The sequence below is a fragment of the Clostridium sp. 19966 genome, from assembly GCF_032335695.1.
In the GTDB taxonomy this organism is placed as follows: Bacteria; Bacillota; Clostridia; order Clostridiales; family Clostridiaceae; genus JACTOJ01.
This window is the reverse complement of record NZ_JACTOJ010000006.1, coordinates 17,735-43,771: the sequence shown is the minus strand read 5'-3', so window position 1 is coordinate 43,771 and position 26,037 is coordinate 17,735. Positions and strand designations below refer to the sequence as shown.

General features: G+C 32.8%; 23 protein-coding genes, 5 tRNA genes and 2 other annotated features. Of the genes, 24 read left to right on the top strand and 4 right to left on the bottom strand.

The window, feature by feature from the left end:
- Positions 1-345: 345 nt before the first annotated feature.
- The 5 genes from IAI10_RS07750 (at position 346) to IAI10_RS07730 (ending at position 6,014) form a co-directional block, all read left to right on the top strand.
- Positions 346-2,043, top strand: a complete 1,698-nt coding sequence (locus tag IAI10_RS07750) for a peptide ABC transporter substrate-binding protein (protein ID WP_315672727.1) — start codon at positions 346-348, stop codon at positions 2,041-2,043.
- A 104-nt stretch (positions 2,044-2,147) separates the two neighbouring features.
- Positions 2,148-3,098, top strand: a complete 951-nt coding sequence (locus tag IAI10_RS07745; RefSeq protein WP_315672726.1) for an ABC transporter permease — start codon at positions 2,148-2,150, stop codon at positions 3,096-3,098.
- Between the two features lie 12 nt (positions 3,099-3,110).
- Positions 3,111-4,025, top strand: coding sequence for an ABC transporter permease (locus IAI10_RS07740; RefSeq protein ID WP_315672725.1), 915 nt, complete (start codon positions 3,111-3,113; stop codon positions 4,023-4,025).
- An 11-nt stretch (positions 4,026-4,036) separates the two neighbouring features.
- Positions 4,037-5,053, top strand: a complete 1,017-nt coding sequence (locus IAI10_RS07735) for an ABC transporter ATP-binding protein (RefSeq protein ID WP_315672724.1) — start codon at positions 4,037-4,039, stop codon at positions 5,051-5,053.
- A 1-nt stretch (position 5,054) separates the two neighbouring features.
- On the top strand, positions 5,055-6,014 hold the full coding sequence (locus IAI10_RS07730; protein WP_315672723.1) for an ABC transporter ATP-binding protein: 960 nt from the start codon (positions 5,055-5,057) through the stop codon (positions 6,012-6,014).
- A gap of 38 nt (positions 6,015-6,052) precedes the next feature.
- Here IAI10_RS07730 and dapB read toward each other — a convergent pair whose 3' ends face one another.
- Positions 6,053-6,802, bottom strand: a complete 750-nt coding sequence (gene dapB, locus IAI10_RS07725; RefSeq protein ID WP_315672722.1) for a 4-hydroxy-tetrahydrodipicolinate reductase — start codon at positions 6,800-6,802, stop codon at positions 6,053-6,055.
- A 10-nt stretch (positions 6,803-6,812) separates the two neighbouring features.
- Positions 6,813-7,691: a 4-hydroxy-tetrahydrodipicolinate synthase gene (dapA, locus tag IAI10_RS07720; protein WP_315672721.1), complete on the bottom strand. Its 879-nt coding sequence runs from the start codon at positions 7,689-7,691 to the stop codon at positions 6,813-6,815.
- A gap of 250 nt (positions 7,692-7,941) precedes the next feature.
- Here dapA and IAI10_RS07715 point away from each other — a divergent pair, with 250 nt between their 5' ends.
- The 8 genes from IAI10_RS07715 to IAI10_RS07680 all read left to right on the top strand — a co-directional run bounded on the left by IAI10_RS07715 (position 7,942) and on the right by IAI10_RS07680 (position 10,544).
- On the top strand, positions 7,942-8,193 hold the full coding sequence (locus IAI10_RS07715) for a small, acid-soluble spore protein, alpha/beta type (protein WP_315672720.1): 252 nt from the start codon (positions 7,942-7,944) through the stop codon (positions 8,191-8,193).
- A gap of 80 nt (positions 8,194-8,273) precedes the next feature.
- The gene (locus IAI10_RS07710; protein WP_315672719.1) at positions 8,274-9,029 is read left to right on the top strand and encodes a class I SAM-dependent methyltransferase; all 756 of its coding nucleotides are present in this window, start codon (positions 8,274-8,276) and stop codon (positions 9,027-9,029) included.
- 1 nt (position 9,030) lies between these two features.
- Positions 9,031-9,909, top strand: a complete 879-nt coding sequence (gene hslO / locus IAI10_RS07705; RefSeq protein ID WP_315672718.1) for an Hsp33 family molecular chaperone HslO — start codon at positions 9,031-9,033, stop codon at positions 9,907-9,909.
- Positions 9,910-10,136: 227 nt separating this feature from the next.
- Positions 10,137-10,212 (top strand) — tRNA-Val (locus IAI10_RS07700).
- Between the two features lie 11 nt (positions 10,213-10,223).
- Positions 10,224-10,300, top strand: a tRNA-Asp gene (locus IAI10_RS07695).
- Between the two features lie 3 nt (positions 10,301-10,303).
- Positions 10,304-10,376: transfer RNA gene (locus IAI10_RS07690), tRNA-Phe, on the top strand.
- Positions 10,377-10,385: 9 nt separating this feature from the next.
- Positions 10,386-10,457, top strand: a tRNA-Gly gene (locus IAI10_RS07685).
- A 13-nt stretch (positions 10,458-10,470) separates the two neighbouring features.
- A tRNA-Cys gene (locus IAI10_RS07680) sits at positions 10,471-10,544 on the top strand.
- A 54-nt stretch (positions 10,545-10,598) separates the two neighbouring features.
- Here IAI10_RS07680 and IAI10_RS24655 read toward each other — a convergent pair.
- Complete coding sequence (locus tag IAI10_RS24655; protein WP_396334357.1) at positions 10,599-11,300, bottom strand: DUF6873 family GME fold protein; 702 nt, start codon at positions 11,298-11,300, stop codon at positions 10,599-10,601.
- Between the two features lie 181 nt (positions 11,301-11,481).
- Here IAI10_RS24655 and ytxC point away from each other — a divergent pair, with 181 nt between their 5' ends.
- From ytxC to IAI10_RS07620, 11 genes are all read left to right on the top strand, one after another.
- Positions 11,482-12,375 carry a putative sporulation protein YtxC gene (ytxC, locus tag IAI10_RS07670; protein ID WP_315672716.1) on the top strand — a complete coding sequence of 298 codons (894 nt, stop codon included), beginning with the start codon at positions 11,482-11,484 and terminating at the stop codon, positions 12,373-12,375.
- Between the two features lie 36 nt (positions 12,376-12,411).
- Positions 12,412-12,517: a sequence feature (ribosomal protein L20 leader region), on the top strand.
- A 230-nt stretch (positions 12,518-12,747) separates the two neighbouring features.
- Positions 12,748-13,260, top strand: a complete 513-nt coding sequence (gene infC, locus IAI10_RS07665) for a translation initiation factor IF-3 (RefSeq protein ID WP_315672913.1) — start codon at positions 12,748-12,750, stop codon at positions 13,258-13,260.
- A gap of 20 nt (positions 13,261-13,280) precedes the next feature.
- Entirely contained in the window at positions 13,281-13,478 is a 198-nt protein-coding gene (rpmI, locus tag IAI10_RS07660) for a 50S ribosomal protein L35 (protein ID WP_315672715.1), read from the top strand.
- A gap of 27 nt (positions 13,479-13,505) precedes the next feature.
- Positions 13,506-13,865 carry a 50S ribosomal protein L20 gene (gene rplT / locus IAI10_RS07655; RefSeq protein WP_315672714.1) on the top strand — a complete coding sequence of 120 codons (360 nt, stop codon included), beginning with the start codon at positions 13,506-13,508 and terminating at the stop codon, positions 13,863-13,865.
- Positions 13,866-13,923: 58 nt separating this feature from the next.
- The gene (locus tag IAI10_RS07650; RefSeq protein ID WP_315672713.1) at positions 13,924-14,697 is read left to right on the top strand and encodes an RNA methyltransferase; all 774 of its coding nucleotides are present in this window, start codon (positions 13,924-13,926) and stop codon (positions 14,695-14,697) included.
- Positions 14,698-14,737: 40 nt separating this feature from the next.
- Positions 14,738-14,959, top strand: a binding site (T-box leader).
- 80 nt (positions 14,960-15,039) lie between these two features.
- The gene (gene pheS / locus IAI10_RS07645; protein ID WP_315672712.1) at positions 15,040-16,059 is read left to right on the top strand and encodes a phenylalanine--tRNA ligase subunit alpha; all 1,020 of its coding nucleotides are present in this window, start codon (positions 15,040-15,042) and stop codon (positions 16,057-16,059) included.
- A gap of 12 nt (positions 16,060-16,071) precedes the next feature.
- Positions 16,072-18,450 carry a phenylalanine--tRNA ligase subunit beta gene (pheT, locus tag IAI10_RS07640; RefSeq protein ID WP_315672711.1) on the top strand — a complete coding sequence of 793 codons (2,379 nt, stop codon included), beginning with the start codon at positions 16,072-16,074 and terminating at the stop codon, positions 18,448-18,450.
- A 120-nt stretch (positions 18,451-18,570) separates the two neighbouring features.
- The gene (locus tag IAI10_RS07635) at positions 18,571-19,164 is read left to right on the top strand and encodes a cell division protein ZapA (protein WP_315672710.1); all 594 of its coding nucleotides are present in this window, start codon (positions 18,571-18,573) and stop codon (positions 19,162-19,164) included.
- 141 nt (positions 19,165-19,305) lie between these two features.
- Positions 19,306-21,645 (top strand): U32 family peptidase, encoded by a 2,340-nt coding sequence (locus tag IAI10_RS07630; RefSeq protein ID WP_315672709.1) that lies wholly within the window; start codon positions 19,306-19,308, stop codon positions 21,643-21,645.
- A 33-nt stretch (positions 21,646-21,678) separates the two neighbouring features.
- Positions 21,679-24,042 (top strand): endonuclease MutS2, encoded by a 2,364-nt coding sequence (locus IAI10_RS07625; RefSeq protein ID WP_315672708.1) that lies wholly within the window; start codon positions 21,679-21,681, stop codon positions 24,040-24,042.
- Positions 24,039-24,518 carry a DUF523 domain-containing protein gene (locus IAI10_RS07620; protein WP_315672707.1) on the top strand — a complete coding sequence of 160 codons (480 nt, stop codon included), beginning with the start codon at positions 24,039-24,041 and terminating at the stop codon, positions 24,516-24,518. The genes IAI10_RS07625 and IAI10_RS07620 overlap by 4 nt, the downstream gene beginning before the upstream one ends.
- Positions 24,519-24,551: 33 nt before the next feature.
- Here the strand turns inward: IAI10_RS07620 and IAI10_RS07615 are convergent, their stop codons facing one another.
- Entirely contained in the window at positions 24,552-26,015 is a 1,464-nt protein-coding gene (locus tag IAI10_RS07615; RefSeq protein WP_315672706.1) for an aminotransferase class I/II-fold pyridoxal phosphate-dependent enzyme, read from the bottom strand.
- Positions 26,016-26,037 lie beyond the last annotated feature (22 nt).

The following is a 26,037-nucleotide window of genomic DNA, read 5'->3' as shown; positions in this document are numbered from 1 at the left end:
AGTAACAACGAAAGTAAAACTTGCAAAATGCTATGCGTTAAAAATTACCAATCACAATTTGATAAAACATAGTTAATAAATAGAACTATAATTGATAATTTAATAAAAAAATAGCTTTTTTTTGTTAAATTAATCATAATTGGCATTTTCAAAGTAAAAAGCTTTCAATGAAAAGAAATATGTAATAAAATGAAAACTGTGATTCAAGCAAGTCGATAAAGATTCCTAATACTTAAGAGGGGCAAACTCGAATTATAAGGATTAAGGAACATTATCAAATAAATATTTACATAGGGCTTTCATTCAAATTAGAATTTTAGCCTAATAAAAAAAGGGGGAGTAAAAATGAAAGGAAAAAAACTTTTGACTCTTGTAGTTGCAGGAGCAATGGTGTCCACAGCTCTTTTATTCGGTGGATGCTCAAAATCAACAACACCAGATACTACAAAAACAGCGGATACTACTAAGATAGATGCTGATCAGACAATTAATCTAGTGGGGTATGATTATACATCATTAGATAGTGGAAAAGTTAGTGATGCAGAAAGTATAACTGCTATAGGAAATACTCTAGAAGGTCTATATGTTGAAGGCAAAAAAGATGGCAAAATAGTAGAAATACCTGCAGGTGCAGAATCTTACACTACTAACAGTGATAAGACAGTTTACACTTTCAAATTAAGAAAAGATGCAAAATGGTCAGATGGACAACCTGTTACTGCTAAAGACTATGTTTATTCTTGGGAAAGACTTACAAATCCTAATACAGGCAGTGATTATATGACTATACTTGCTGATCTTGGAGTTAAGAATGCAGATAAAATATCAGATCCAGATGTAAAAGCTGACCCTACTACATTGGGAGTAAAAGCAGTTGATGATTACACTTTTGAAGTAACATTAGCTCAGGCTAATCCAGCATTTCAAGCAGCGCTAGCATTTAACTTGCTTGCTCCAATGAGACAGGATATAGTTACAAAGCTTGGAGATAAGTATGGAGTTGATTACAAAAATATGGTTTATAATGGAGCTTTTGTAGTTTCTGATTACCAAAAAGGTTCCAAGTTAGTATTTAAGAAGAATGATTCTTATTGGGATGCTAAAAATGTAAAGCTTCAGACAGCTGTATGCAATATATTAGATGAACCAAACACAATTGTTAAAATGTTTGAAAATGGAGAGCTTGATGTAGCTGGTGCTTCAAAGGATAATATAAAGAAACTTGAAGATGAAGCAAAACAAAAGGGAACTTTTGCAGAAACTACTGGAACAACTCCAAGTACATCATATTATATATTTAACACTACCAATAAATATCTTTCAAATGCTAAGGTTAGAAAAGCTCTTTCTTTAGGATATGACAGACAGACACAGATAAATGCAGTTTGGAAGAGATATATTCCAGCATATGGCTTGATACCACCTGCAATAACTGTTGGTAGCAAGGAATTTAGAGGAGCAACTCCAGAACCACTTAAGAACTCTAAAGATGATGCTAAGAAACTTATGCAGGAAGGTCTTAGCGAACTTGGTATAACTGATGCATCTTCAGTACATTTGAAATTATTGATGGGCCAGAGTTCATCTACAACAACAGCTCAAGCACAGTTCATACAGAATCAGTGGGAAAAACTAGGCATAAAGATTGATATCACTTATTCAGTAGACAGTCCAACTTACTTCAAAGACAGAAGCAAAGGCAACTTTGATGTAGTTTCAGGTGGTTGGGGAATGGATTACAATGAACCAAACAATTTCTTAGGAACATTTGCTTCAACAAGTGGTAACAATAATGGAAAGTATAGCAATCCTAAAGTAGATTCTTTAATAAAAGCAGCTTCTACAGAATTGGATGATGCTAAGAGACTTAAAGATTATCAAGATATTGAAAACACTATAGTTAATGTTGATGCAGCCGTATCACCTTACTTATATCAAGATATTCATAGTTTCAAATATAACTATGTTAAAGGTTTCTATATTCCACAATTTGGACCATACTTCTATTTAAAGAATGTATATATTCAAGGAAAAACAAAATAGTAATAATAGAATATGAATCACAAAACATCAACAGGATTATATCCTGTTGATGTTTGATGTTTAATGCTTCATTGTCTTATGTTGAAAGAGGAGGAAATATTTATATGCTAAAATATATTCTTAAAAGAATAGGATATATGGTGCTTACGCTGTGGATAATAGCTACATTAACTTTTGCTTTAGTTAATGCGGTTCCAGGAGATCCTATAAACAATCAAGCTAAGCAGCTGCCAGAAAGTACTTACAAAGCTATAAGAGCTAAATATCATTTAGATGATCCAATAACCACGCGTTATTTTGATTACCTTAAGGATTTATTACATGGTAACATGGGAGAATCCATAAAATATCCAGGTAAAACTGTTAATGAAATGATAGCACAGGAATTACCTGTATCAGCAAAGTTGGGAATTCAAGTAGTAATAGTTGGACTAGTAATAGGTATTACTATGGGAGTTATTGCTGCTTTTTATAGAAATAGATGGCCAGATTATTTAGTTATATTTATTGCCCTCATTGGAAGCGCAATACCAGGTTTCGTATTGGCACTTTTATTACAATTCTTCTTAGGAGGGAAAATGGGACTACCTACTGCAGGATGGTATTCCACAGGCGGTTGGTTCTCTAACTTAAAATACACTATACTTCCTACAATTGCGTTAGCTGTTGCTCAAATTGCATCTAATGCAAGATTTATGAGATCATCTGTTTTGGATGTAATAAATCAGGATTATATTTTGACAGCCAAATCTAAGGGTGTTAAAAAAGTTTCTGTAATCATGAAGCATATTCTTAGAAATGCAAGTATACCTGTGGTTACAATACTTGGACCTAGAATAGCTAGCATTATAACAGGAACTCTTATTGTAGAGCAGATGTATGCGATACCAGGCCTTGGAAGAGAACTCTTTAATGCTATAAATAATAGAGACTATACTGTTATCATGTCTCTTACAGTTTTCTTTGCGTTCTTATATATAGTTTCTCTATTAGTAGTAGATATTGCCTATGTGCTTATAGATCCTAAGATTAAATTAGCATCGGCGAAGAAATAAAGGGGGATAAAAATGATTCTGAATAAAGATAAATTTAAAATTATTGGTTACAATGAAAATGATTCAGAAGCAATAGTTAGACCCAATATTGGTTATTGGGCTGATGCTTGGAGAAGACTTAAGAAAAATCCAGTGGCAATGGCATCTTTGATCGTATTAGTTGTTGTCACATTGGCTTGTATTATAATACCTTTCCTTTCACCTTACGGTTTAAATGATCAAAATTATGATATTCTAGATAAAAGTGCTAGCATAAAGCATTTATTTGGTACGGATAATCTTGGTAGAGATTTGTTCCTAAGAACTTGGAAGGGCGGAAGAGTTTCACTTATCATAGGCTTTGTTGGTACTTTAGTTGAACTGATAATAGGTCTATTATATGGTGGAATAGCAGGGTACATAGGTGGAAAAGTTGACACAGTGATGATGAGAATCATAGAGATAGTTTCAAGTCTTCCATTTATGTTAATAATAATATTATTATTATTAGTGCTTAGTCCTGGAATCACTACAATAATTATTGCTCTAGTTATAACTGGATGGATGGGAATAGCTAGACTTATAAGGGGTCAGGTAATGCAGCTTAAAAATTCAGAATATGTAATGGCTGCAGTGGCTTTAGGCTCAAGCCCTTTAAGAGTAATATTAAAACATCTTTTACCAAATACCTTAGGAGTAATATTAGTTTATTTATCTTTTGATGTACCTGACTATATATTTTCAGAAGCATTTTTAAGTTATATAGGCTTAGGTATACAATCTCCAAATACTAGCTGGGGTTTATTAATTAGTGAAGGACAGGGTAATTTAACTAACTATCCTCATGAAATATTTTTCCCAACAGCAATACTTTTTGTAACAGTGTTAGCGTTTAATTTATTGGGTGATGGACTAAGAGATGCATTAGATCCTAAGCTACGTCAGTAAGGAGGCATAGTATGGCAAAAATATTAGAAGTTAAAAATCTTAGAGTTTCCTATCATACCTATGCAGGTGAGGTGCAGTCTGTAAGAGGAATAAACTTTTATATAAATGCAGGAGAAACTCTTGCTGTGGTTGGTGAATCTGGCTGTGGAAAGACTGTTACTGCAAAATCACTAATGAGGCTTTTACCTACGCCTCCAGCAGAAATAAAGGAAAGTTCTGAGATAATATATAATGGCAAGGACATTGTTAAGATGTCTGAAGAAGATGTAAGAAAGATTCGCGGGAGCGAAATAAGTATGATATTTCAAGATCCAATGACATCTTTGAATCCTACCATGACAATAGGTAAGCAAATAGCAGAGGGTCTTATAATTCATAAAGGAATGAAGAAGAGTGAAGCCATAGCAGAAGCAGTGAATATGTTAAGACTTGTAAATATACCAAATCCTGAGAAAAGAGTTAATCAATATCCTCATGAGTTTTCAGGCGGTATGAGACAGAGAGCTATGATAGCTATAGCTTTGGCTTGTAGTCCTAAGATACTTATAGCAGATGAACCTACTACAGCTTTAGATGTGACAATTCAGGCACAAATTATGGATTTAATAAAAGATTTACAAGTCAAGCTTGGAACAGCTGTAGTGCTTATAACTCACGATTTAGGTGTTGTAGCGTCCGTAGCAGATAGAATACAGGTAATGTATGCTGGACAGATAGTTGAACGTGGAACTAAGGAAGAAATCTTTAGTAACCCTCAGCATCCATATACTTGGGCGCTTCTTCAGTCAGTGCCAAGACTTGATACAAAACACAAGGATGTACTTTATTCAATTAATGGTACACCTCCTGATTTACTTAAACCTCCTGTAGGATGCCCATTTGCATCAAGATGTGAGTATGCAATGGAAGTATGCAAAGAGGTACCTCCAGAAGAGACTGTTATTACAGATAGCCATAAAGTTAATTGCTGGCTAAAGCATGAGTTGGCACCTAAAGTTAAAAATCCAATAGCAAAGGAAGGTGCTTAAATTGCCAAATAATGAAACTTTAATAGAAGTTAAAAACTTAAAGAAGTATTTCCATGTTGGTAGAAAAGCTACATTAAAAGCAGTAGATGATGTAAGTTTTAGCATAAAAAAAGGTGAAACCTTGGGCTTAGTTGGTGAATCTGGTTGTGGTAAAACTACTTGCGGAAGAACAGTTATGGGCCTTTATGATGCAACTGCAGGAGAAGTTTTAATAGATGGAGTAAATATTCACGCTTTAAGCGGCAAAGAAAAGAAAAAATTTACTAGAGCTGCTCAGATAATATTCCAGGATCCTTATGCTTCCCTAGATCCTAGAATGACTGTAGGAGATATAATTGCAGAAGGAATAGATATTCACGGTATTTATACTGGTGAAAAGCGTATGGAAAGAATTTATCACCTTCTTTCTTTAGTAGGTCTTAATAAGGAGCACGCATCTAGATTTCCACACGAGTTTTCAGGTGGGCAGAGACAAAGAATAGGTATAGCAAGAGCTCTCGCTATTGAACCACAGTTTATCGTATGCGATGAGCCTATATCTGCTCTTGATGTTTCCATACAAGCTCAGGTAGTTAATCTTCTTATTAAACTTCAAAAAGAATTAGGATTAACATATTTATTCATAGCTCATGATTTGTCTATGGTTAGACATATATCTGACAGAGTTGGAGTTATGTATCTTGGAAAAATGATGGAATTAGCTCCAAGTAATGAATTATATGAGAATCCTAAGCATCCATATACTCAAGCGCTTATGTCAGCTATTCCAGTTCCTGATCCAGAGATTGAGAAAACTAGACAAAGAATAATGCTTGAGGGAGAAGTAACAAGCCCAATTAATCCTAAGCCTGGCTGCAGGTTTGCTAGCAGATGTAAATATGCTAAGGAAGCTTGCTTTAAAGAAGAGCCAGTATTTAAAGAGATTGCCCCAGATCATTTTATAGCATGTCATTTATTTTAAAAAAAGGTTGTGCATTGCACAACCTTTTTAATATAGTATTATAATTTAATCACATCATCCATGGAGTAAAGTCCGGTTATCTTATCTTTCATAAATTCACAAGCCTTTAAAGCACCTACCGCAAAAACTTCTCTAGATAAAGCTGTGTGTGTTAATTCTATAGTCTCGCCTTTTCCGGCGAATAAGACTTCATGTTCTCCCACGATACTTCCGCCTCTTACTGCATGTATTCCGATATCATTCTTTTCTCTTTTTTTCATTCCAGATCTTCCGTTAACATAATTTGTAGTTTCATCTAAAGAGTCTCTTATGGTATCTGCTAGAAGCAATGCTGTTCCGCTAGGAGCATCCAATTTCTGATTGTGATGTTTTTCGATGATTTCAATATCAAAATCTCCATAGAGAAGAGGAGATACTTTTTTTAATAAAGAATTTAAAATATTTATACCTATAGACATATTGGCAGATCTAAAAATTGCAATTTCTTTACTGGATTCTTCGATTAATTTTAAATCTTCACTGCTATAGCCAGTAGTACATAAAACTAAAGGCAAGTTTTTTCCTTTAGCAAAAGCAATCAATTTAGAAAGAGAAGATACATTGGAAAAATCTAAAATTACATCAGCTTCACCATTAAAATCATTTATATTATCTAAAATAACATAACCATTTTCACCTGGAAATCTATCTATGCCAACTGCTATTTTCATGTTTTCGTAAGTTTTTATTGTATCGGATACAGCTTTACCCATTCTTCCGTTACAGCCATTTAGAATTATATTAATCATAATTGCCTCCTTAAATTAAGCCATGTATTTTGAGCTGAGATTTTAATTTTAGTAAGTTATTCTCTTCCATGCTGCAAAGAGGTAACCTTAAAGGACCAACTTCTAAATTCATAAGATTCATGGCAGTCTTTATTGGAATAGGATTTGTTTCAATAAATAATGAATTTATAAGAGATAAATATTTAATTTGAAAATCTAGAGCTGATTTTAAATCACCGTTAAAGTAGTTTTCACAAATATTATGAATTTCAGCAGGAAGAATATTTGCTGCTACAGAAATCACTCCTAACCCTCCTAGAGACAGTATAGGAATTATCTGATCATCATTACCAGAGTAAATATCTAACCTGTCGCCGCATAGTTCCTTTATTTTCGCAACTTGGCTTATGTCTCCGCTAGCTTCTTTTATTGCAACTATATTTTTATATTTTAGTAACTGCATAAGTGTTGAAGGTAAGATGTTCATACCAGTTCTAGAAGGTACGTTGTAAAGTATTATAGGAATATTAATACCTTCAGCAATAGCTCCAAAATGATGAACTAGTCCGCTTTGAGTAGTTTTATTGTAGTAGGGAGTTATTATAAGAACTCCATCTACTCCAATTTCTTCAGCCCATTTACTCATTTCTATTGAAGCAGCAGTATTGTTATTTCCAGTACCTGCAATAACAGGTATTCTCTTATTGACTTTGTCTACAGTATATTTTATTGCAGCCTTTTTTTCTTTTTCCGTCATAGTAGATGCTTCACCTGTAGTGCCGCAGATAACTATTGCATCAGTTTTATTTTCTATGTGCCAATCTATAAGTTCGCCTAATTTATCGAAATTAACTCCGTCCTTGTTAAAAGGTGTTATTATGGCTACAGCACTGCCTTTGAATAAATGCATTTATATCCCTCTCTCCTAAGTGTTCTAATGAAATATAATAGTTTCAATACTAAAGTATTAAAAATAATTATAAATGTGATAATTCTTTAATTATGTAAATTCCTAAAGTACCATCAAAAAAATTATATACTGAAAATATTATAAATTCAAATATAAACTGTATAAATAATACCCCTTTGAGAAAAATAATTATTAGTGAAGCTGGGAATATACGAATCGATTCAATAATGTAATTGGAAGGTGATATAATATGACAAAAACTCCTTTAAAAAAAGTAATTAAAGCAAAATTAAAGGCTAATAGAGAATTAACATATGAGGAAAGATTAAGAGAAAAGATTAAATATGAAATAGCAGAAGAATTAGGGCTTGCTGACAAGGTGAAAGCTGATGGGTGGGGAGCGCTTACTTCTGAAGAAAGTGGACGAATAGGCGGAATAATGAATAAAAGAAAAAAGATTATGCATCTTCCCACTAATAAGGAAATAATGTCTAAAAATTAATTCTATATAAATGTTATGTTGACTAAGAATATATTAATAGATAATATATAAGGGGTAAAATAATTAAAGGGGGATGTGCTTTGGATTCCTATGAGAAGTTTGCTAAAATATATGATAGGTTGATATATGAGGATATAGACTATAAAAGTTGGGCAAAATTTATATTAGATTTAAATTTAAAGCTTGATATAAATAAAGAAAATTATTTAGATATAGGCTGTGGGACAGGTAATATGGCAGCAGAAATCTGCTCAAGCTTTAAAAATTGTTTTTGCGTAGATATATCCGAAGATATGCTTATGATAGCTCAAGAAAAGTTCAGAGAAAAGAGGTTAATGGCTAATTTCATATGTCAGGATATGAGGGAGTTAAAACTTAATAAAAAGTTTGATTTAATTACATGTTGCCTTGATTGTACAAATTATTTGGCTGAAGAGGGGGATTTAGACACCTATCTTAATAAAATATATGAGCTTCTTAAAGATGATGGCATATATATTTTTGATATAAATAGCGAATATAAACTAAGAGAAGTAATGGGGGAAAATATATTTTCCTATAATGAAGAGGATGTAGTATATCTATGGGAAAATAGAACTGTAGAAAATATAGAAGAAATGTATCTTACATTTTTTATTCAATCTCATGGCAGTACATATGAAAGATTCGAAGAGATTCATAGAGAAAGAATATACTCCCAGGAAGAAATAACAGCATCAGTAGAAAAAAATAATATGAAGGTTTTGTACAAGTTTCAAAATTATACTTTTGGAAATGTAGACAGTAAAACTCAAAGAATAACCTATGTGGTTTCAAAAAAAGGAAAGGATGAATAAAATGGGTGATAAACTTATTATAGGCACGGCTTCTAATGCTTATGTTAGAATTATAGCTGCTGAAACTACAGAGCTAGTAAAAGAAGCGTGCAAAATTCACAACTGCAGTGCTACAGCATCGGCGGCTCTAGGAAGAATGGCTACAGCAGGTGCACTTATGGGAGCTATGCTTAAAAATGATAAAGATGTGCTTACGCTTCAGGTAAATGGAAAGGGTATAGCTGGTAATGTGGTTGTAACAGCTTATAGCAATGGAAATGTAAAGGGATATATAGGAAACCCTTCAGCTGATTTGCCTCCTAATAGCAAAGGAAAACTAGATGTGGGGGGGATTATAGGCACAGATGGGAATTTAACTGTCATAAAGGATATGGGATTAAGAGACCCTTATGTGGGTCAAATTCCTCTAGTGAGTGGAGAAATAGGAGATGATTTAACTTATTATTTTGCTATGTCTGAGCAAACTCCTTCTGCAGTGGCTCTTGGGGTATTGGTAGATAAAGATTTGTCCGTATTATGCAGCGGAGGCTTTATTATTCAAATGATGCCTGGTGCAGATGAGCTATTAGCAGATTTATTAACTTACAGAATACAAGAAATGCCTCATATTACGTCTATGCTGACATCGGGAAAAACCATTGAAGATGTAGTAAGTTATGTGTTTGAAGATATAGACTTTAAAATACAAGAGCAGAGACAAATAGCCTATGAATGTGATTGCAACAGAGAAAAAGTAGAAAAAGCTTTGATTAGCATAGGCAAAAAAGATCTTCAGGAAATATACGAGGAAGGTAAAACTGAGGAGCTTAAATGTCACTTCTGCAATAAGAGCTATTCCTTTACCCATGAGCAGATAGGTGAAATTTTAAAGAATATATAGATTCATTGTAGAAGTAATAAGTAAGAGATAAAAAGTAATAGTTTATGTTGAAATTCTATCTTTTAAATTCTAAACTTTTACTTCTTACTTTTTACCTCTTAACTGTTCTTGCCTATTATCTATTGAGAAATTTAATAGTTCAATCATAAAATATTAAATTTTTGAATTAAAATAGTTGACAATAATTGAAACAGCAATTATAATATTATTTGTCTTGAAAAACTAATGGGCGCATAGCTCAGCTGGGAGAGCATCTGCCTTACAAGCAGAGGGTCACAGGTTCGAGCCCTGTTGTGCCCACCATTAGTACATATGGCCCAGTGGCTCAGTTGGTTAGAGTGCCGGCCTGTCACGCCGGAGGTCGAGGGTTCGAGTCCCTTCTGGGTCGCCATATGGCCAGATAGCTCAGTCGGTAGAGCAGAGGACTGAAAATCCTCGTGTCCCTGGTTCGATTCCTGGTCTGGCCATTTTTTTATGCGGGAGTGGCTCAGTGGTAGAGCGTCACCTTGCCAAGGTGAACGTCGCGAGTTCGAATCTCGTCTTCCGCTTTTAATTTAATAGGGCGCTATAGCCAAGTGGTAAGGCACGGGTCTGCAACACCCTCACCCCCAGTTCAAATCTGGGTGGCGCCTCCATATAAAAATAGCTTATACCAATATTGGTATAAGCTATTTTTATATAAATTAATTTTAGATACACATCAAAGTACCTCTATCGCTCAATTTGTCATCGGAAAGGCAATAGGCTTCGATATTGTGCTTCCTTAGAAAATGCTTGACCTCACTTCCGTATTTATAACGATTTATGTTGCCAAAGAAAGCTAAATTGTTATAATCTAAAAGCCCACAGGCACCGCCTATAAAGCCATAAGCTAAATCAGGCAGTAAAATATCTCCGGGGGGCAGAAATAAGACTTCAACTTTATTTTCTAATAAAGCTTTAGCTATGCATTTGTCGCTAGTCATTACGGCATTTTTGCTTATTATAGCTGTGGAACATTTTGTATAACCTTGATTTACAGAAATTCTTTTTATGCTAGAATTTAAACTATCTAAAATAGTTTTATCGGTATACTTCAAGTTATGCATAAATAAGTCACCTAATATAACACAGTTCAATATTATATCAAGAGGATATTTTTCTGTTAATGAGGCATTGGATAAAAGTATATTTATATGCTTTTCCTTCAGAGAATGAACTAATTTTGGATCTAAATTTTTTTGAACAATGATATTTTTTTTATTTAATATAAATAATTGCATATCGGGATGCCCGCATACGGCTGAATAAAGGTTATCACAAGGAGGGCATAATAAAATATCTAAATTTAGTTTTAAAAGAGAGGAGATTTCCTCGTCTGAAATTCTAAAATCAACAATGCAGGTATTAATAGATCTCATCACCTTTCGCTAAAAATATATAAAAAGAAGGTATATACCTTTAGTTTACATTGTGAATGTAGCTAATTCAAATGTTTTGTTCTAGTTTAACTTATTTTGTCGATTATTATACAAAAGTTATTGAATATACATTCATATAAAACACATACTATTTCTGAAAGGAGTGAGGTTAATGCTGCTGCTTACTATAGTATATCAGGGTGAAAATGACTTAGTTTTTAAGCTTAATGAACTCAAAGAATATTTTAAAGAAAAAAATGTGATTTTAGGAATATCAGAGAGTATAGAAAAAGATACTCATTTTATAAAAATATTCTGCGGTGATGATAACATCACGGATAAGTTTAAAAAGACTTTTCTCCATTATGTAGCAAATATAGTATTTAAAATATTGATATCTGAATTCTATGACAGAGAGATGACCAATTTAGTCAGTGATAACTATTTTTTTCTACAGCAAGATGAAATTAGAGATATAGAAATAATAACCATGAAAATGCTTAAAGAAGAAAATTTTCAGATGGATGATACAGGTATATACTGCATGAATAGAAAAAATAATATTATCAGGAATATAATTGGATGTATTGAAGAAAATAATCAAATTAATATAAATGGATTTATGACTTTTAGATTGAACTGTATGAGAAATGATATAGAGGCAATAATAGATAAGGTTGTTGATAAGTATATGATTGAAAAAGAATATACAGAATTCATAAGGCTGCTAAAATATTTTGTGGATTTTCAAGAAAGTAAAATGGCGGAGATAAACATTGTCGTTGATATTAATGGGAAATATAATGTTTTGGACTCTAAAGGAAAAGAAGCCTTCGACGAATTTTTAAACGATATTGATAAGGATAAAATCTTAGATAATAATGTTGAGGATTTAATAATAAGTGGGCTTATAACCAATTCTCCAGAAAAGATAAATATATATGGATTGAAAAATTGCCAAAATAAAGAATTTATAGATACTATTAAAAATGTGTTTACAGATAGAGTGAGCATTATGAATGAAGATAATATGTATAAACATAGAGTTACAGAAAAAATAAAATAAATATTGACAATAAAAATTTATCAGTGTATAATACTCTATGTTAAGAAGAAACAGCCGTTTCTCACCTTACGGTAGGACTGTTAAGGTTACTTTTATGATTTTGATTATAGAGGCGGCTATTGAGCCGCCTTTTTATTTGCTTTAAAAACCAGATGTGAACTTCTATATTAGATTTTGCAGTTTTTACTCTAAAAGTTGTTTGAAACACTTTTAATACATAAAGTCGCACATCTATGATACGGCTGTATATAAGCCTGTGCTAAAATTAATATTAGGCAAAGGTTTAATAATAGGATATTAATTATTTTAAGACGATATGATTCTAAAAGCTTAGAATAGTATATCTAAAAAAATTTTTGGAGGTGAAAGGCTATTAGCAAAAATTTTATAGTAAATGAGGAAATCAGAGAAAAAGAGATTAGATTGATTGACAGCCAAAATGTGATGTTAGGTATAGTATCTAGCAATGAAGCATTGAAAATGGCTGTAGAGCAGGAATTAGATTTAGTAATGATATCACCTAATGCTGTTCCGCCAGTGTGCAAAATAATGGATTTAGGAAAATATATCTATGAACAATCTAAAAAGGATAAAGAAGCTAAGAAAAAACAAAAGGTTGTTAATCTTAAAGAAGTAAGACTTAGCCCAACTATAGAAGAGCATGATATCGAAATAAAGGCTAACAATGCTAGAAAGTTTCTTTTAGATGAAGATAAAGTAAAAGTTACAGTAAGATTCAGAGGAAGAGAAGCTGACTACTCATATATAGGACATAAGATACTTGAAAGCTTTGTTAATAAAGTTCAAGATGTAAGCGTGGTTGAAAAACCTGCGAAACTTGAAGGAAAGAACATGATATTAATTTTGGCTCCAAAAAGAGCTTAAACCTGGGAGGAGGATTTATAATGCCAAAAATGAAAACCCATAGAGGTGCAGCAAAAAGATTTAAGAAAACAGGAAGTGGAAAATTAAAGAGAGCTAAAGCTTTCAAAAGCCATATATTAACTAAGAAGAGCTCAAAGAGAAAGAGAAATCTTAGAAAAACTGGTTACGTTTCTACAACTCAAGAAAAAACAATGAAGAAATTATTACCATATCTATAATAGGGATAAGTAAAGGAGGTATATTAAATGGCAAGAGTTAAAAGAGCAATTAATTCACATAAGAAACATAAAAAAGTACTAAAGCTTGCAAAGGGATACTATGGTGGTAAGAGCAAGTTATTTAGAACTGCTAATGAAAGTGTTATAAGAGCATTAAGAAATGCTTATGTTGGAAGAAGATTAAAGAAGAGAGATTTCAGAAAGCTTTGGATAGCTAGAATAAATGCTGGAGCAAGATTAAATGGATTATCTTACTCAAGATTTATGAATGGTTTGAAGTTAGCTGGCGTTGATATAAATAGAAAAATGTTATCTGAAATAGCTATTAATGATCCAAAAGGGTTTACTGAATTAGTAAATGTAGCAAAAAGTCAGTTAAATGCATAAGATAAATGCGGCAAGAGTCGCATTTTCTTTTTTTATATAGACTTTGAGGAGGCATATTTTGAATACTATAACCAGTAAGGATAATCACTTATTTAAAGATGCTAAAAAACTAAAGGAAAGAAAATATAGAGAAGAAAAAGGAAAATTTATAATAGAAGGAATTAGATTTGTTGAAGAGGCTGTGAATGCTAATGCATCTATAGATAAAATATTTGTAAGTAGTTCTTTCTCACAAAAAAATAAAATCTTTAAATGGAATGATTATGACACATATGAACTGAAAGATGTTCTTTTTAAAGAACTATGCAGTACAGAGAATCCTCAAGGAATTGCAGCTGTTGTCAATGCAAAGAATGAGGCTATATCCAGTGGTGATGGTATATATGTGCTTGTAGATAAGTTACAGGATCCAGGTAATATGGGCACTATAATAAGAACAGCACATGCAGTAAATGCTTCTGGAGTTATATATACGGCTGGAACTGTTGATCCTTATAATGATAAAACTTTAAGATCTACCATGGGATCGATTTTTTATATTCCAGTGATGAAAGATGAAAAATTTGAATTCTTATCGAAGCTTAAAAGAGATGGATATTTATTAGTGGTAAGTGCTCTTGATGCTCAGGAAGATTTTTATGAACTGGATTATACTTCAAAAACAATAATTGCAGTAGGAAATGAAGGCAATGGAATAAGTGATGAAGTGCTTAGTAAAGCGGATGTAAAGGTTAAAATACCTATGCCAGGCGGGGCTGAATCATTGAATGCATCTGTGGCTGCTTCTGTAATGCTTTATGAAGTATTAAGACAAAATGTTAAAAAGGCTTGAAAAAAGTCTGTTATATGATTATAATACTATTAAATAAAGATTTAATGCATTGATGAAGAGAGTAGATATTGAATTGTTACCAGGGATAAAAGGTCATGGACTGAGAGCCTTTTTTAATAGGAAGATATTGAAGTTCACTTCGGAGCACTAATTGTGAAATTTATTTAAATTTAGCAATTAGCGGTTAATACCGTTATTATAACTAAGAGAACAGAGAATAATCTGTTAATTAGGGTGGTACCGCGGAATATCCGTCCCTTTTGGGGCGGTTTTTTTATGCTCTTTTTTATAATACAGTACATAAATTTTGAAAAATATTTAAATTAGGAAGGGAGATTTACTATGAAAGAAAAGTTAGAGGTCATAAGGAAGGCAGCATTAGACGAAATAAAGTCCTCTGTGGATAGTGCTGTGCTTGAGAATATAAGAGTAAAATATCTTGGCAAAAAAGGTGAACTTACTACTATATTAAGAAGTATGGGAAGCTTAAGCGCTGAGGAGAGACCTGTAATTGGAAAGCTGGCTAATGAGGTTAGAAGTTCTATTGAAGAATCTCTAGAAAAAATAGTAACATCCATAAAGAATAAGGAAAAAGAAAATACTCTTAAGAATGATATTATAGATATATCACTTCCAGGTAAAAAACAGGTGATAGGGAAAAGAAATCCTTTGGAACAGACCTTGGAAAGAATGAAAGAAATATTCATATCTATGGGCTTTTCAGTAGAGGATGGACCTGAAATCGAGCTTGATTATTACAACTTTGAGGCTTTAAACATTCCTAAAAATCATCCAGCTAGAAGTGAGCAGGATACATTTTATATAAATGATAATTTAGTTTTAAGAACTCAAACTTCTCCTGTTCAGATAAGATATATGGAGAATAATAAGCCACCGATAAAGATGATATCGCCAGGAAAGGTTTTTAGATCAGATGCTGTAGATGCTACGCATTCACCTATATTCTTTCAATTTGAAGGGCTTGTAGTGGATAAGGGAATAACTTTTGCAGATCTTAAAGGTACTCTAGATACCTATGCTAAGAAGATGTTTGGAGATAAAATAAAAACAAGATTCAGACCGCATCATTTCCCATTTACAGAACCTTCAGCAGAAATGGATGCTTCCTGCTTCGTGTGTGGAGGAAAGGGCTGCAAGGTATGTAAAGGAAGTGGATGGATTGAAATATTAGGCTGTGGTATGGTTCATCCCCAGGTATTAAGAAATGGAGGAATAGATCCAGAGGTTTATAGCGGATTTGCTTTTGGTATGGGCGTAGATAGAATGGTTATGCTCAAATATGGTCTTGATGACATAAGACTGCTTTATGAAAGTGATATGAGATTTTTAAATCAATTCTAGGAGGTATATTTTATGAAAGTTCCAGTTAGATGGTTAAAAGATTATGTTAATGTTAATATATCACCGGATGAAATAGGAGATAGACTTACCTTATCCGGTTCAAATGTAGAAGAAGTAATAAAAGGCGGAGAAGAGATCCAAAATGTGGTTACTGGCAAGATACTAAAGATAGAGCCTCATCCAGATGCAGAAAAATTAGTAGTATGCTCTGTAGAGGTAGGACAGGAAGAACCAATACAAATAGTTACAGGCGCTAAGAATATGAAAGAAAATGACATAGTTCCAGTAGCTCTTCATGGTGCATCTCTTCCTGGTGGAATAAAAATAAAAAAAGGGAAGCTTAGGGGAATAGTATCTAATGGAATGATGTGTTCAGAAGAAGAACTTGGAATAGCAACTGAAAATCCAGTTCATGGTCTCATGATACTTCCTGAAGATACGGAAATTGGAGTGAATATAAAAAGAGTACTGGATTTGGAGAATGCAGTTATTGATTTTGAAATAACTTCTAATAGGCCTGATTGTCTTAGCGTAGTAGGAATAGCAAGGGAAACTGCAGCTACTCTTGGATTAAAATATAGTTTACCAGATACAAAATTTACAGCATCAGCTGGTAAGAATGTTAAAGATTTTGTAAATGTAGCTATTAAAGATTCACTATGCAAAAGATATATGGCTAGAGCTGTATTTAATGTAAAAATAGGTCCATCTCCAGAGTGGATGAGAGAAAGGCTGATTGAAGCAGGGGTTAGACCTATAAATAACATAGTCGACATAACAAATTTTGTAATGTTAGAGCTGGGTCAGCCTATGCATGCCTATGATAAGAGAGAAATCTCTACAGGAAATATAATAGTAGAGAGGGCTAAAAAAGGAGAAAAATTTGTAACCTTGGATGAAGCTGAAAGAGAACTTTCAGAAAATGTATTATGCATAAAGGATGGAAAAACAACTATCGGTATAGCTGGAATAATGGGTGGACTTAATTCTGAAATAAAGGATGATACTACTGAGGTTGTATTTGAAAGTGCCAGCTTTGATGGAACTAATATAAGAGTATCTTCTCAGGCTTTAGCACTTAGAACAGAAGCATCATCAAGATTTGAGAAAGATATAGATGAAGAAACAGCTAGACTTGCTTTAGATAGAGCTTGCTATTTGGTAGAACTTTTACAGGCTGGTACAATAGCAGAGGGAACCATAGATATATATGAAAACCCAAAACAAGAAAAAAGTCTAACTGTAGATGGTCCATGGATAAATGAGTTTTTAGGAACAGATATTCCATTGGAGGAAATGAAAGAGTATTTAGATAGATTAGAGCTAAAGACTGAGGTAGAAGGAAACTTATTGAAAATAGAAGTACCTAACTTTAGGATAGATATTAATATAAGAGAAGATATCGCTGAAGAAGTTGCTAGAATATATGGATATGACAAGGTGCCCACTACAATAATAAGCAGTAACTCTACTAAGGGCGGAAAAAATATAAAACAGCAGACGGATGATAAGGTTATAGCAGCTATGATGGCTAGCGGCTTAAACGAATCTATAAGCTATTCCTTTGTAAGTCCAAAAGTTTTTGATAAAATCTGCCTGCCTGAAAATCATGAGCTTAGAAAAGTGGTGAAAATTAAAAATCCTTTAGGAGAAGATTATAGTGTTATGAGAACCTCCATGATACCTTCAATGATGGAGAGTCTTTCAAGAAACTATTTAAGAAGCAATGAAGAAGCTTATTTATTTGAAATGGGGAGAATTTATATACCATTAGAGGATGAAAATATTCTTCCGATTCAAAAAAATGTACTTACAATAGGTTTCTATGGCAATGCAGACTATTTAAATCTAAAGGGTATAATTGAAAATCTTTTAGAGGTTTTAGGTATCGAGGATTATTCAGTAGCAAGAGAGAGCGAAAATCCTAGCTATCATCCTGGAAAAACTGCTTCTTTATATATTAAAAAAGAAAAAGTAGCTACATTAGGAGCTGTACATCCGGATGTATGTGAAAATTATGAATTAGATAAAGAAGCTTATATAGCTGAGATAGATTTAGATACACTATATAAATATGCTAATTTAGATAAAAAATATACACCGCTTCCTAAATATCCTGCAGTAACTAGAGATATAGCTTTACTAGTAGATGATTCTGTACTTGCAACAGATATCGAAAGTACTATTAAAAAGCAAGGCGGTAATTTAGTAGAAAAGATTAAGCTATTTGATATCTATAAAGGAAAGCAAATACCGGCAGGTAAGAAATCAGTGGCTTATTCCATAGTATATAGGGATGAAAATAAAACTCTAGTAGATGCTGAAGTTAATAAAGTTCATGATAAAGTATTAAAAGCATTAGAATTTAAATTAGGTGCTCAACTTAGATAGTATAATTGGAATTTACACAACTAAAAAGATTTCTGTTGTGTAAATTCTTCAATATATATTTAATATAATTGTAGTTTATGTTAAAATATATAATAAACATTATCTAAGAGGGTGTTTTGCATGAATGTAATTACAGTTAATATAAATGGGGTTGAATATAATTTAAAAGGAGAAGAAAAGGAAGAGTACTTACAAAAAGTTGCGGGATATGTGGACAAAAAAATTAAACTTATACTAGAAAACAATCCTAAGCTTAGTGTGACTTCTGCTGCTGTATTATCTACAGTTAATGCTGTAGATGATCTTTTTAAATGCGACTCAGCGTATAGAGATCTTTTAGATGAGCTAGAAGAATTAAAGGTATTAAAGAAAAATTTATCATTGCAGTTAAAAGACTCTAAGGAAGAAGTAGATAAGGTAGAGGAAGAAAAAAAACAGCTGTTAGCTAAGGTCAATTCTCAGGATGAAAATATTTTAAAAGATAAAGATACAGAGATTGATAAACTTAAAGAAGAGCTTTCCAAGCTTAGAAAGGAAGCAAAAGAAGCTGAAGACAAATGTTTGAAATATAAAGAAGATAACAGGGAACTAAAATTTCAGCTGCAAACTGCTAAGTTTAAGGTTATAGATCTTCAAAATAAATTAGTTGATAAACAAATAGATTTGGTTAAAGCCAAGAAGATTAAAAATCCTCTTTTGAATGAAAACAAATAATAAAAGCCCATGTCATATATTGTGACAATGGGTTTTTGTTATTTATTATCCTATAAAGTGGCTTATAAACTAATAATATGATATTATATAAGCTGTATCAGATTTTTATAGGGTTTTATTTAAATAGGAGAGATGATTGAGATGAATAAGAAAATAGAGTTATTAGCTCCTGCTGGAAATTTAGAAAGTATGTATGCAGCCGTTTCTAATGGTGCTGATGCCATATATATGGGGGGAAGCAAATTTTCTGCCAGGGCCTATGCTCAAAATTTCACTCTAGAAGATATGAAATCAGCAGTAGATTATTGCCATATCTATGGTGTGAAGGTGTATATTACGGTAAATACTTTAATAAAGGATTCTGAGCTCAAAGAGGCTATTGAATATATAAAACATATGTATGAAATGGGAGTGGATGCTCTTATAATACAGGATCTAGGTCTTCTAAATATTATGCAGAGTCAATTTAGTGACTTTGAAATACATGCATCTACTCAGATGACTGTGCACAATAAAGAAGCTTGTGAGCTTTTAATAGATAACGGATTTAAAAGGATTGTGTTATCAAGAGAATTAAGCTTAAAGGAAATAACAGAAATATCTAAAGACTATGAAACAGAGATATTTGTCCATGGAGCGCTTTGCGTATGCTATTCTGGACAATGCCTTATGAGCAGCATGCTTGGAGGCAGAAGTGGGAATAGGGGAAGATGTGCTCAAACCTGCAGACTCCCATATAAACTTATAAATAATAGTAATCAAATACAAAGGTCTGGGTATCTTTTAAGTCCTAAGGATATATGTACTTTAGCAGATATAAAATCCATAATCCAGGGTAATGTTAGTTCTCTGAAAATCGAAGGAAGAATGAAAAGGCCTGAATACGTGGCTGGAGTGGTGTCCACCTATAGGAGGGTTATAGATAGTTATTATGATAATAACTGGAGTAACGACTTAGAATATGAAAATAAAAGACTTCTTCAGCTGTTTAACAGGGAAGGTTTCTCAAAGGCATATCTTTTTGGCAATACAGGAAAAGATATGATGGCTTATGGAAATCCCAAAAACACTGGAGTACCTATAGGAAAAGTATTGGAAGATGGTTCCATAAAGCTTTTAGAAGCTATTAGTGTAAAAGATGGTATAAGAGTAGATGAAAGCGGAACCATAGTAAATAAAATACTAAAAAATGGAGTAGAGATTGAAAAGGCGGCAGAAGGTACGATTGTAAAATTGCAGCCTAAGATATTTAAGAAAAATGATGTAGTATATAAGACTAATGATAATCAATTTAATGAAGAATTAAAAGAAAGTTTTAAGGACAAATATATTAAAAAATTACCTTTAGATGTAATTGTGAATTTTGAAATAGGAAAAAATATTGTTATAGAAACTAATTATTTAGGTAAAGAATATATTGCTAGCGGCAGTAAAGTGGAAAATGTTCTTAAAAAACCCGTTTCGAAAGAATTCTTGGAAGATAAAATAAAAAAAACAGGTAATACGCCATTTATCATCAATAGAATCCAATTTATAAATATTGAAGAAGGATTTTTATCAGCTGCAGCAATTAATGATGTGAGAAGAGAGCTTCTGAAAAATATAGAAGAGGATATCACAAGTAGCCATAGAAGAAATTATATTTGCAAGGAACTTACTTTAAAGCATAAATCAAAGGATAAAAATAAGGTGAGCGGAGTCCTGTTTATAGCTTCTACTTATGAGCAATACGAAGCGCTTAAAGACCTAAATGTAGATAACCTGGCAATAGATTTTTTTAGGAAGGGAAAGGATTCTATAAAAATAGGAAGTATAGATATACAAGGACTTTACTTAAAGATTCCTAATATTATAAAGGAAGAATTTGGATATGTGCAAGACCTTATAGAAAAAAATCTTCACAGAATTAAAGGGATAATAACAGCTAATTTAGGAATTATAAAAATATTTAGCGGCAAAACAAGCATAATTGGAGATTATAAATTGAATATTTTTAATAGCGGTGCTGCACAATTTATTGAGGAATACTGTGATAGTGCATCTCTAAGTTTGGAACTAAACAAAAATGAAATATATAATATAGGTAAAAAAAATAAAAAGCTTCAATATCTAATTTATGGTAAAATAGAACTTATGGTAAGTGAATATTGTCCCATAGGAAGTATAGCAGGCGGAAAAACAGCTGCTTCTAAATGCAGTCAGCCTTGTTTAAATGGTAAATATTATCTTAAAGATAGGATGAGCGAAGACTTCATAGTATGTACAGACATATATTGCAGGAGCCATATATATAATAGCGTGCCAATAAATCTGACTGAACAGATAAAGGAATTAAAAGATCTTGGCATGGATAGTTTTAGAGTAGACTTTATAGATGAAAACTATGAAGAAACAAAAAAAATAGCTCTAGCAATTAAGGAAAACAAGGTTTTCCAAATGGATAAATTCACTAGAGGGCATTATAAAAGAGGAGTAGAGTAAAATTTGCATTTTGTAGTATAGGAGTTGATATACATGGATGAAAAAGCTTTAAGAGTATTAGAACTTGGCAAAATAAAAGAAAAAATAAAATATTATGCCCAAACTGCTGCAGCTAAAGAACTAATAGATAATTTAAAGCCTTACGAAAATATATATGACATGAGAGAGAGACTTCAGGAAACTAAAGAAGCCTTAGATATATACATTAAGAAAGGCGCAGCTCCCTTTGAAGGCGTTTATGATGTAAGAGATGGATTATCAAGGGCTGAAAAGGGTGCCAGTCTAGGCTGCAGCGAGATATATAGGATAGCTAATATATTATCTGCTACAAGAAGACTAAAAGAATACGTTATACATAAGGATGAAGAAGAGCCTTATGAAGCTTTAGAAAATATTTGTGAAGGCATAGTTCCTTTTAAGAAGTTAGAGGACGAGATATTGTCTGCTATTATAGCCGAAGATGAAATTAGCGATAGAGCCAGTGAAACCTTATATTCTGTGAGGAAAGAACTTAAAAATAAAAATTCATCTGTTAAGGATAAGGTAAATGAACTTATTAGGAAGTACTCTAAATATCTTCAAGATAATCTTTACACTGTAAGAGGAGATAGATATGTAATACCTGTAAAATCAGAGCATAGGGGTTCAGTTCCTGGACTAGTTCATGACCAAAGCTCTACAGGGGCTACTTTATTTATAGAACCTATGAACTTAGTGGAACTAAATAACGATATAAGAGAACTCATGCTAAAAGAAAAGGCTGAGATAGAGAGGATACTCTCAAATTTTTCGAAAAAAATTGCGAGCAACATAAAAGTTATAAAAAATAATGCTGATATATTATGGGAAATGGATTTTATATTTTGCAAGGCTAAGTATGCTTACCATATTAATGCAACCTGCCCTATAGTCAGCGAGGATGGAAGCTTCTATATAATTAAAGGAAGACATCCTTTGATAGAAGAATCAAAAGTGGTGCCTATAACTGTGAGTTTAGGGAAAGAATATACATCTTTAGTTATAACAGGCCCTAATACTGGAGGAAAAACAGTTACATTAAAGACTATAGGACTTATTCATTTAATGGCTATGAGTGGAATATTAATACCGGCTGGTGAAAATTCAGTAGTTAGCTTTTATGAAAAGATTTTTGCCGATATAGGAGATGAGCAGAGTATAGAACAGAGCTTATCAACTTTTTCTTCACATATGAAAAATATAGTAAACATCATGGATAAAGCGGATAAAAATACTTTAGTTTTATTCGATGAACTTGGAGCAGGAACTGATCCGGTGGAAGGAGCAGCTCTTGCGGTTGCAATTCTTGAAAATCTTAGATCAAGAAGCACTAGGATTATAGCGACAACTCACTATAGTGAGCTCAAAGGTTATGCTCTCAAGACCCAGCATGTGGAAAATGCCTCCGTTGAATTTGATGTGGAAACTCTTAGACCTACCTATAAGCTTTTGGTGGGGATTCCAGGTAAATCTAATGCTTTTGAAATATCTAGAAGATTAGGTTTGGAAGACTATATAATTGAGGAAGCTAGAAAGAATATATCCAGTAATGCTTTAGTATTTGAGGATCTTATTATGAATCTTCAAGAAAAAAGTATTGAAGCCGAAAAGAATGCTCATGAAACCTCAGTACTAAAAGCGGAAACAGAAAAAATAAAATTGAAATATCAAGAAAAATTATATAATCTGGAAAAGCATAGAGAAAATATTATGCAGAATGCCCAAAGAGAAGCTAAGTCTGTTTTGAGAGATGCTAAAGAAGAAGCAGATTTAGTAATGAAAAATGTAAGAGAATTAGAGAAAATGGGTTATGATGGTGATATAAGAAACAAACTTGAGAATGAAAGAAAAAGGCTAAAGGATAAGCTTGAAGGTATTTCTAGCAAAGACAATAGTACTAAGACTGATGAGGGAGAGCATATAAAGAATGTAAAAGTCGGTGAGGAAGTTATGCTTTCATCATTAAATCAAAAGGTTACCATATTAACACTGCCAGATAATAAAGGAGACTTACAGGTGCAGGCAGGCATAATGAAAGTAAGTGTTAATATAAAGGATCTTAGAGCTTCAGGAAAAGTAAAAACTAATACTAAAGTACCTAATTCTAAAAGAGAATTGAAGTTGAATTTAAGAAGTGTGCCTATGTCTATAGACTTAAGAGGACTTGATGCAGAAGATGCTATATATAATGTAGATAAATATTTAGACGATGCATATATGGCAGGGCTTACAGAGGTCACAATAATACATGGGAAGGGAACTGGAGTGCTGAGAAAAGCAGTAAATGATTTGCTGAAAAGTCATCCTCATGCTAAAAGCTATAGATTAGGAGCTTTTAACGAAGGTGGAAGCGGCGCAACAGTGGTAGAATTAAAATGATACTTATAAGTGCATGTTTAATGGGTGTAAATTGCAAATATTCGGGAGAAAATAATTTATCGCAAGCATTAATGAATATTATAGATAAATATGAAGTTATACCAGTATGCCCAGAGCAACTGGGAGGACTTACAACCCCAAGAAATCCGGCAGAAATTTTTAATTCTAAATCCTCTGAAATACTAATGGGGGTAGGGAAAGTCATAGATAATAAAGAAAATGATCGTACCCTAGAATTTGTCAAAGGAGCACAGGAGACATTATATATAGCTAAAAAGTTTAACATAAAATATGCTATATTGAAAAGCAATAGTCCTTCCTGTGGTAATAAAAAGGTATATGACGGAACCTTCAGCGGTAAGATTGTAGCAGGCAGCGGAGTAACTGCAGAACTCTTACTGGAAAATGGTATAAAAGTATATAATGAAAATGAACTGGCAGAATTTGAAGAAGATTATAATAAAACGAGAGAGTGAATTCAATTCTCTCGTTTTGCCTGTAAAAATATATTAAATTTTAACTACTTTTATATATTCAACATTAGGATCTTCTGTACCTTGGACATAGAGACCTGCTTTCTTAAGGTTTTGTATATAATCTACAATTTCAAAAGTGATTTTTTCACCTGGGCATAGTACTGGAATTCCTGGAGGGTAAGCCATTAAAAATTCGCCACTTATTTGTCCTACGCTGTCCTTTAAGCTCACAGGAGTTTTATAGGAATTAAATGCTTGCCTTGGATTTAATACTAAATCAGGAATTGGAGGCACATCTATGAAATCAGGCTTTTTATTGGTTCTGTTTGAGAATTCTTTGCTTATCTCTTTTAATGCCGAAATAAGAGAATCGATGCTTTCACTTGTATCTCCAAAGGATCCTACAGCTAAAATGTTGTATAAATCAGATAATTCCATCTGAATATGATATTTGTTAGATAAAATCATATCTAAGTCATAACCTGTGATACCCAAGTCCCTGCAGGTTATAGTCAATTTAGTTGGATCTAAGGCATAGACTCCTGGATTGCCTAAAATTTCATCACTAAAAGAATAAAAACCTGGAATTTTATTTATTTCATTTCTAGCATAATTTATTAAATCGATGGTTTTGTCTAAAAGCTCTTTCCCATGAAGTGCTATTTGTCTTCTTGAACAATCTAAAGATGCCAATAATATATAGGATGGAGAAGTGGTTTGCAGCAAACTCAAAATTTGCTGCACTCTTGATGCGTCAACCCTTTTTGTATTAACTTGAAGTAAAGAGCATTGAGTAAGGGCTCCTATTATCTTGTGCGTACTTTGCGAGCAAATATCAGCTCCCGCATCTATGGCAGATACAGGAAGTTTAGCATTAAATTTTAGATGAGGGCCATGAGCTTCATCTACTATTAAAGGAATATCATATTTGTGAACTATATCAGCTATTTTCTTTATATCAGTAGCAACTCCATAATAGGTAGGATTGATTACAAGTACAGCCTTAGCATCAGGATTAGCTCTTAAAGTATTTTTCACGGTCTCTGGAGTTACTCCGTGAGCTATACCTATTTTTTTATCCAATTCTGGTTGCATGTAAACAGGTACAGCACCAGTTAAAATTATACCTGCAGTAACTGATTTATGAACATTTCTAGGTATCAGTATTTTATCACCATTGTTTACTACGGACATAATCATTGCTTGTATTGCTCCAGAAGTTCCGTGAATAGAAAAAAAACATGCATCAGATCCATAAGCATCTGCCGCTAGTTCCTGGGCCAATTTTATAGACCCTGTGGGGTGATGGAGACTGTCTACTTGTTTAAATACGGTAACGTCTATTTTAAATGGATTATCACCAATAAAAGCTTTAAATACACCATCCATTCCTACTCCTTTTTTATGACCGGGTACATGAAAAGGAATAGTATCATTTTTAACATATTCCATTAATGCGTCAAATAATGGGGTTTGGTTTTGATCAAATTTGTACACCGCTTTATAACACCGCCTTCTT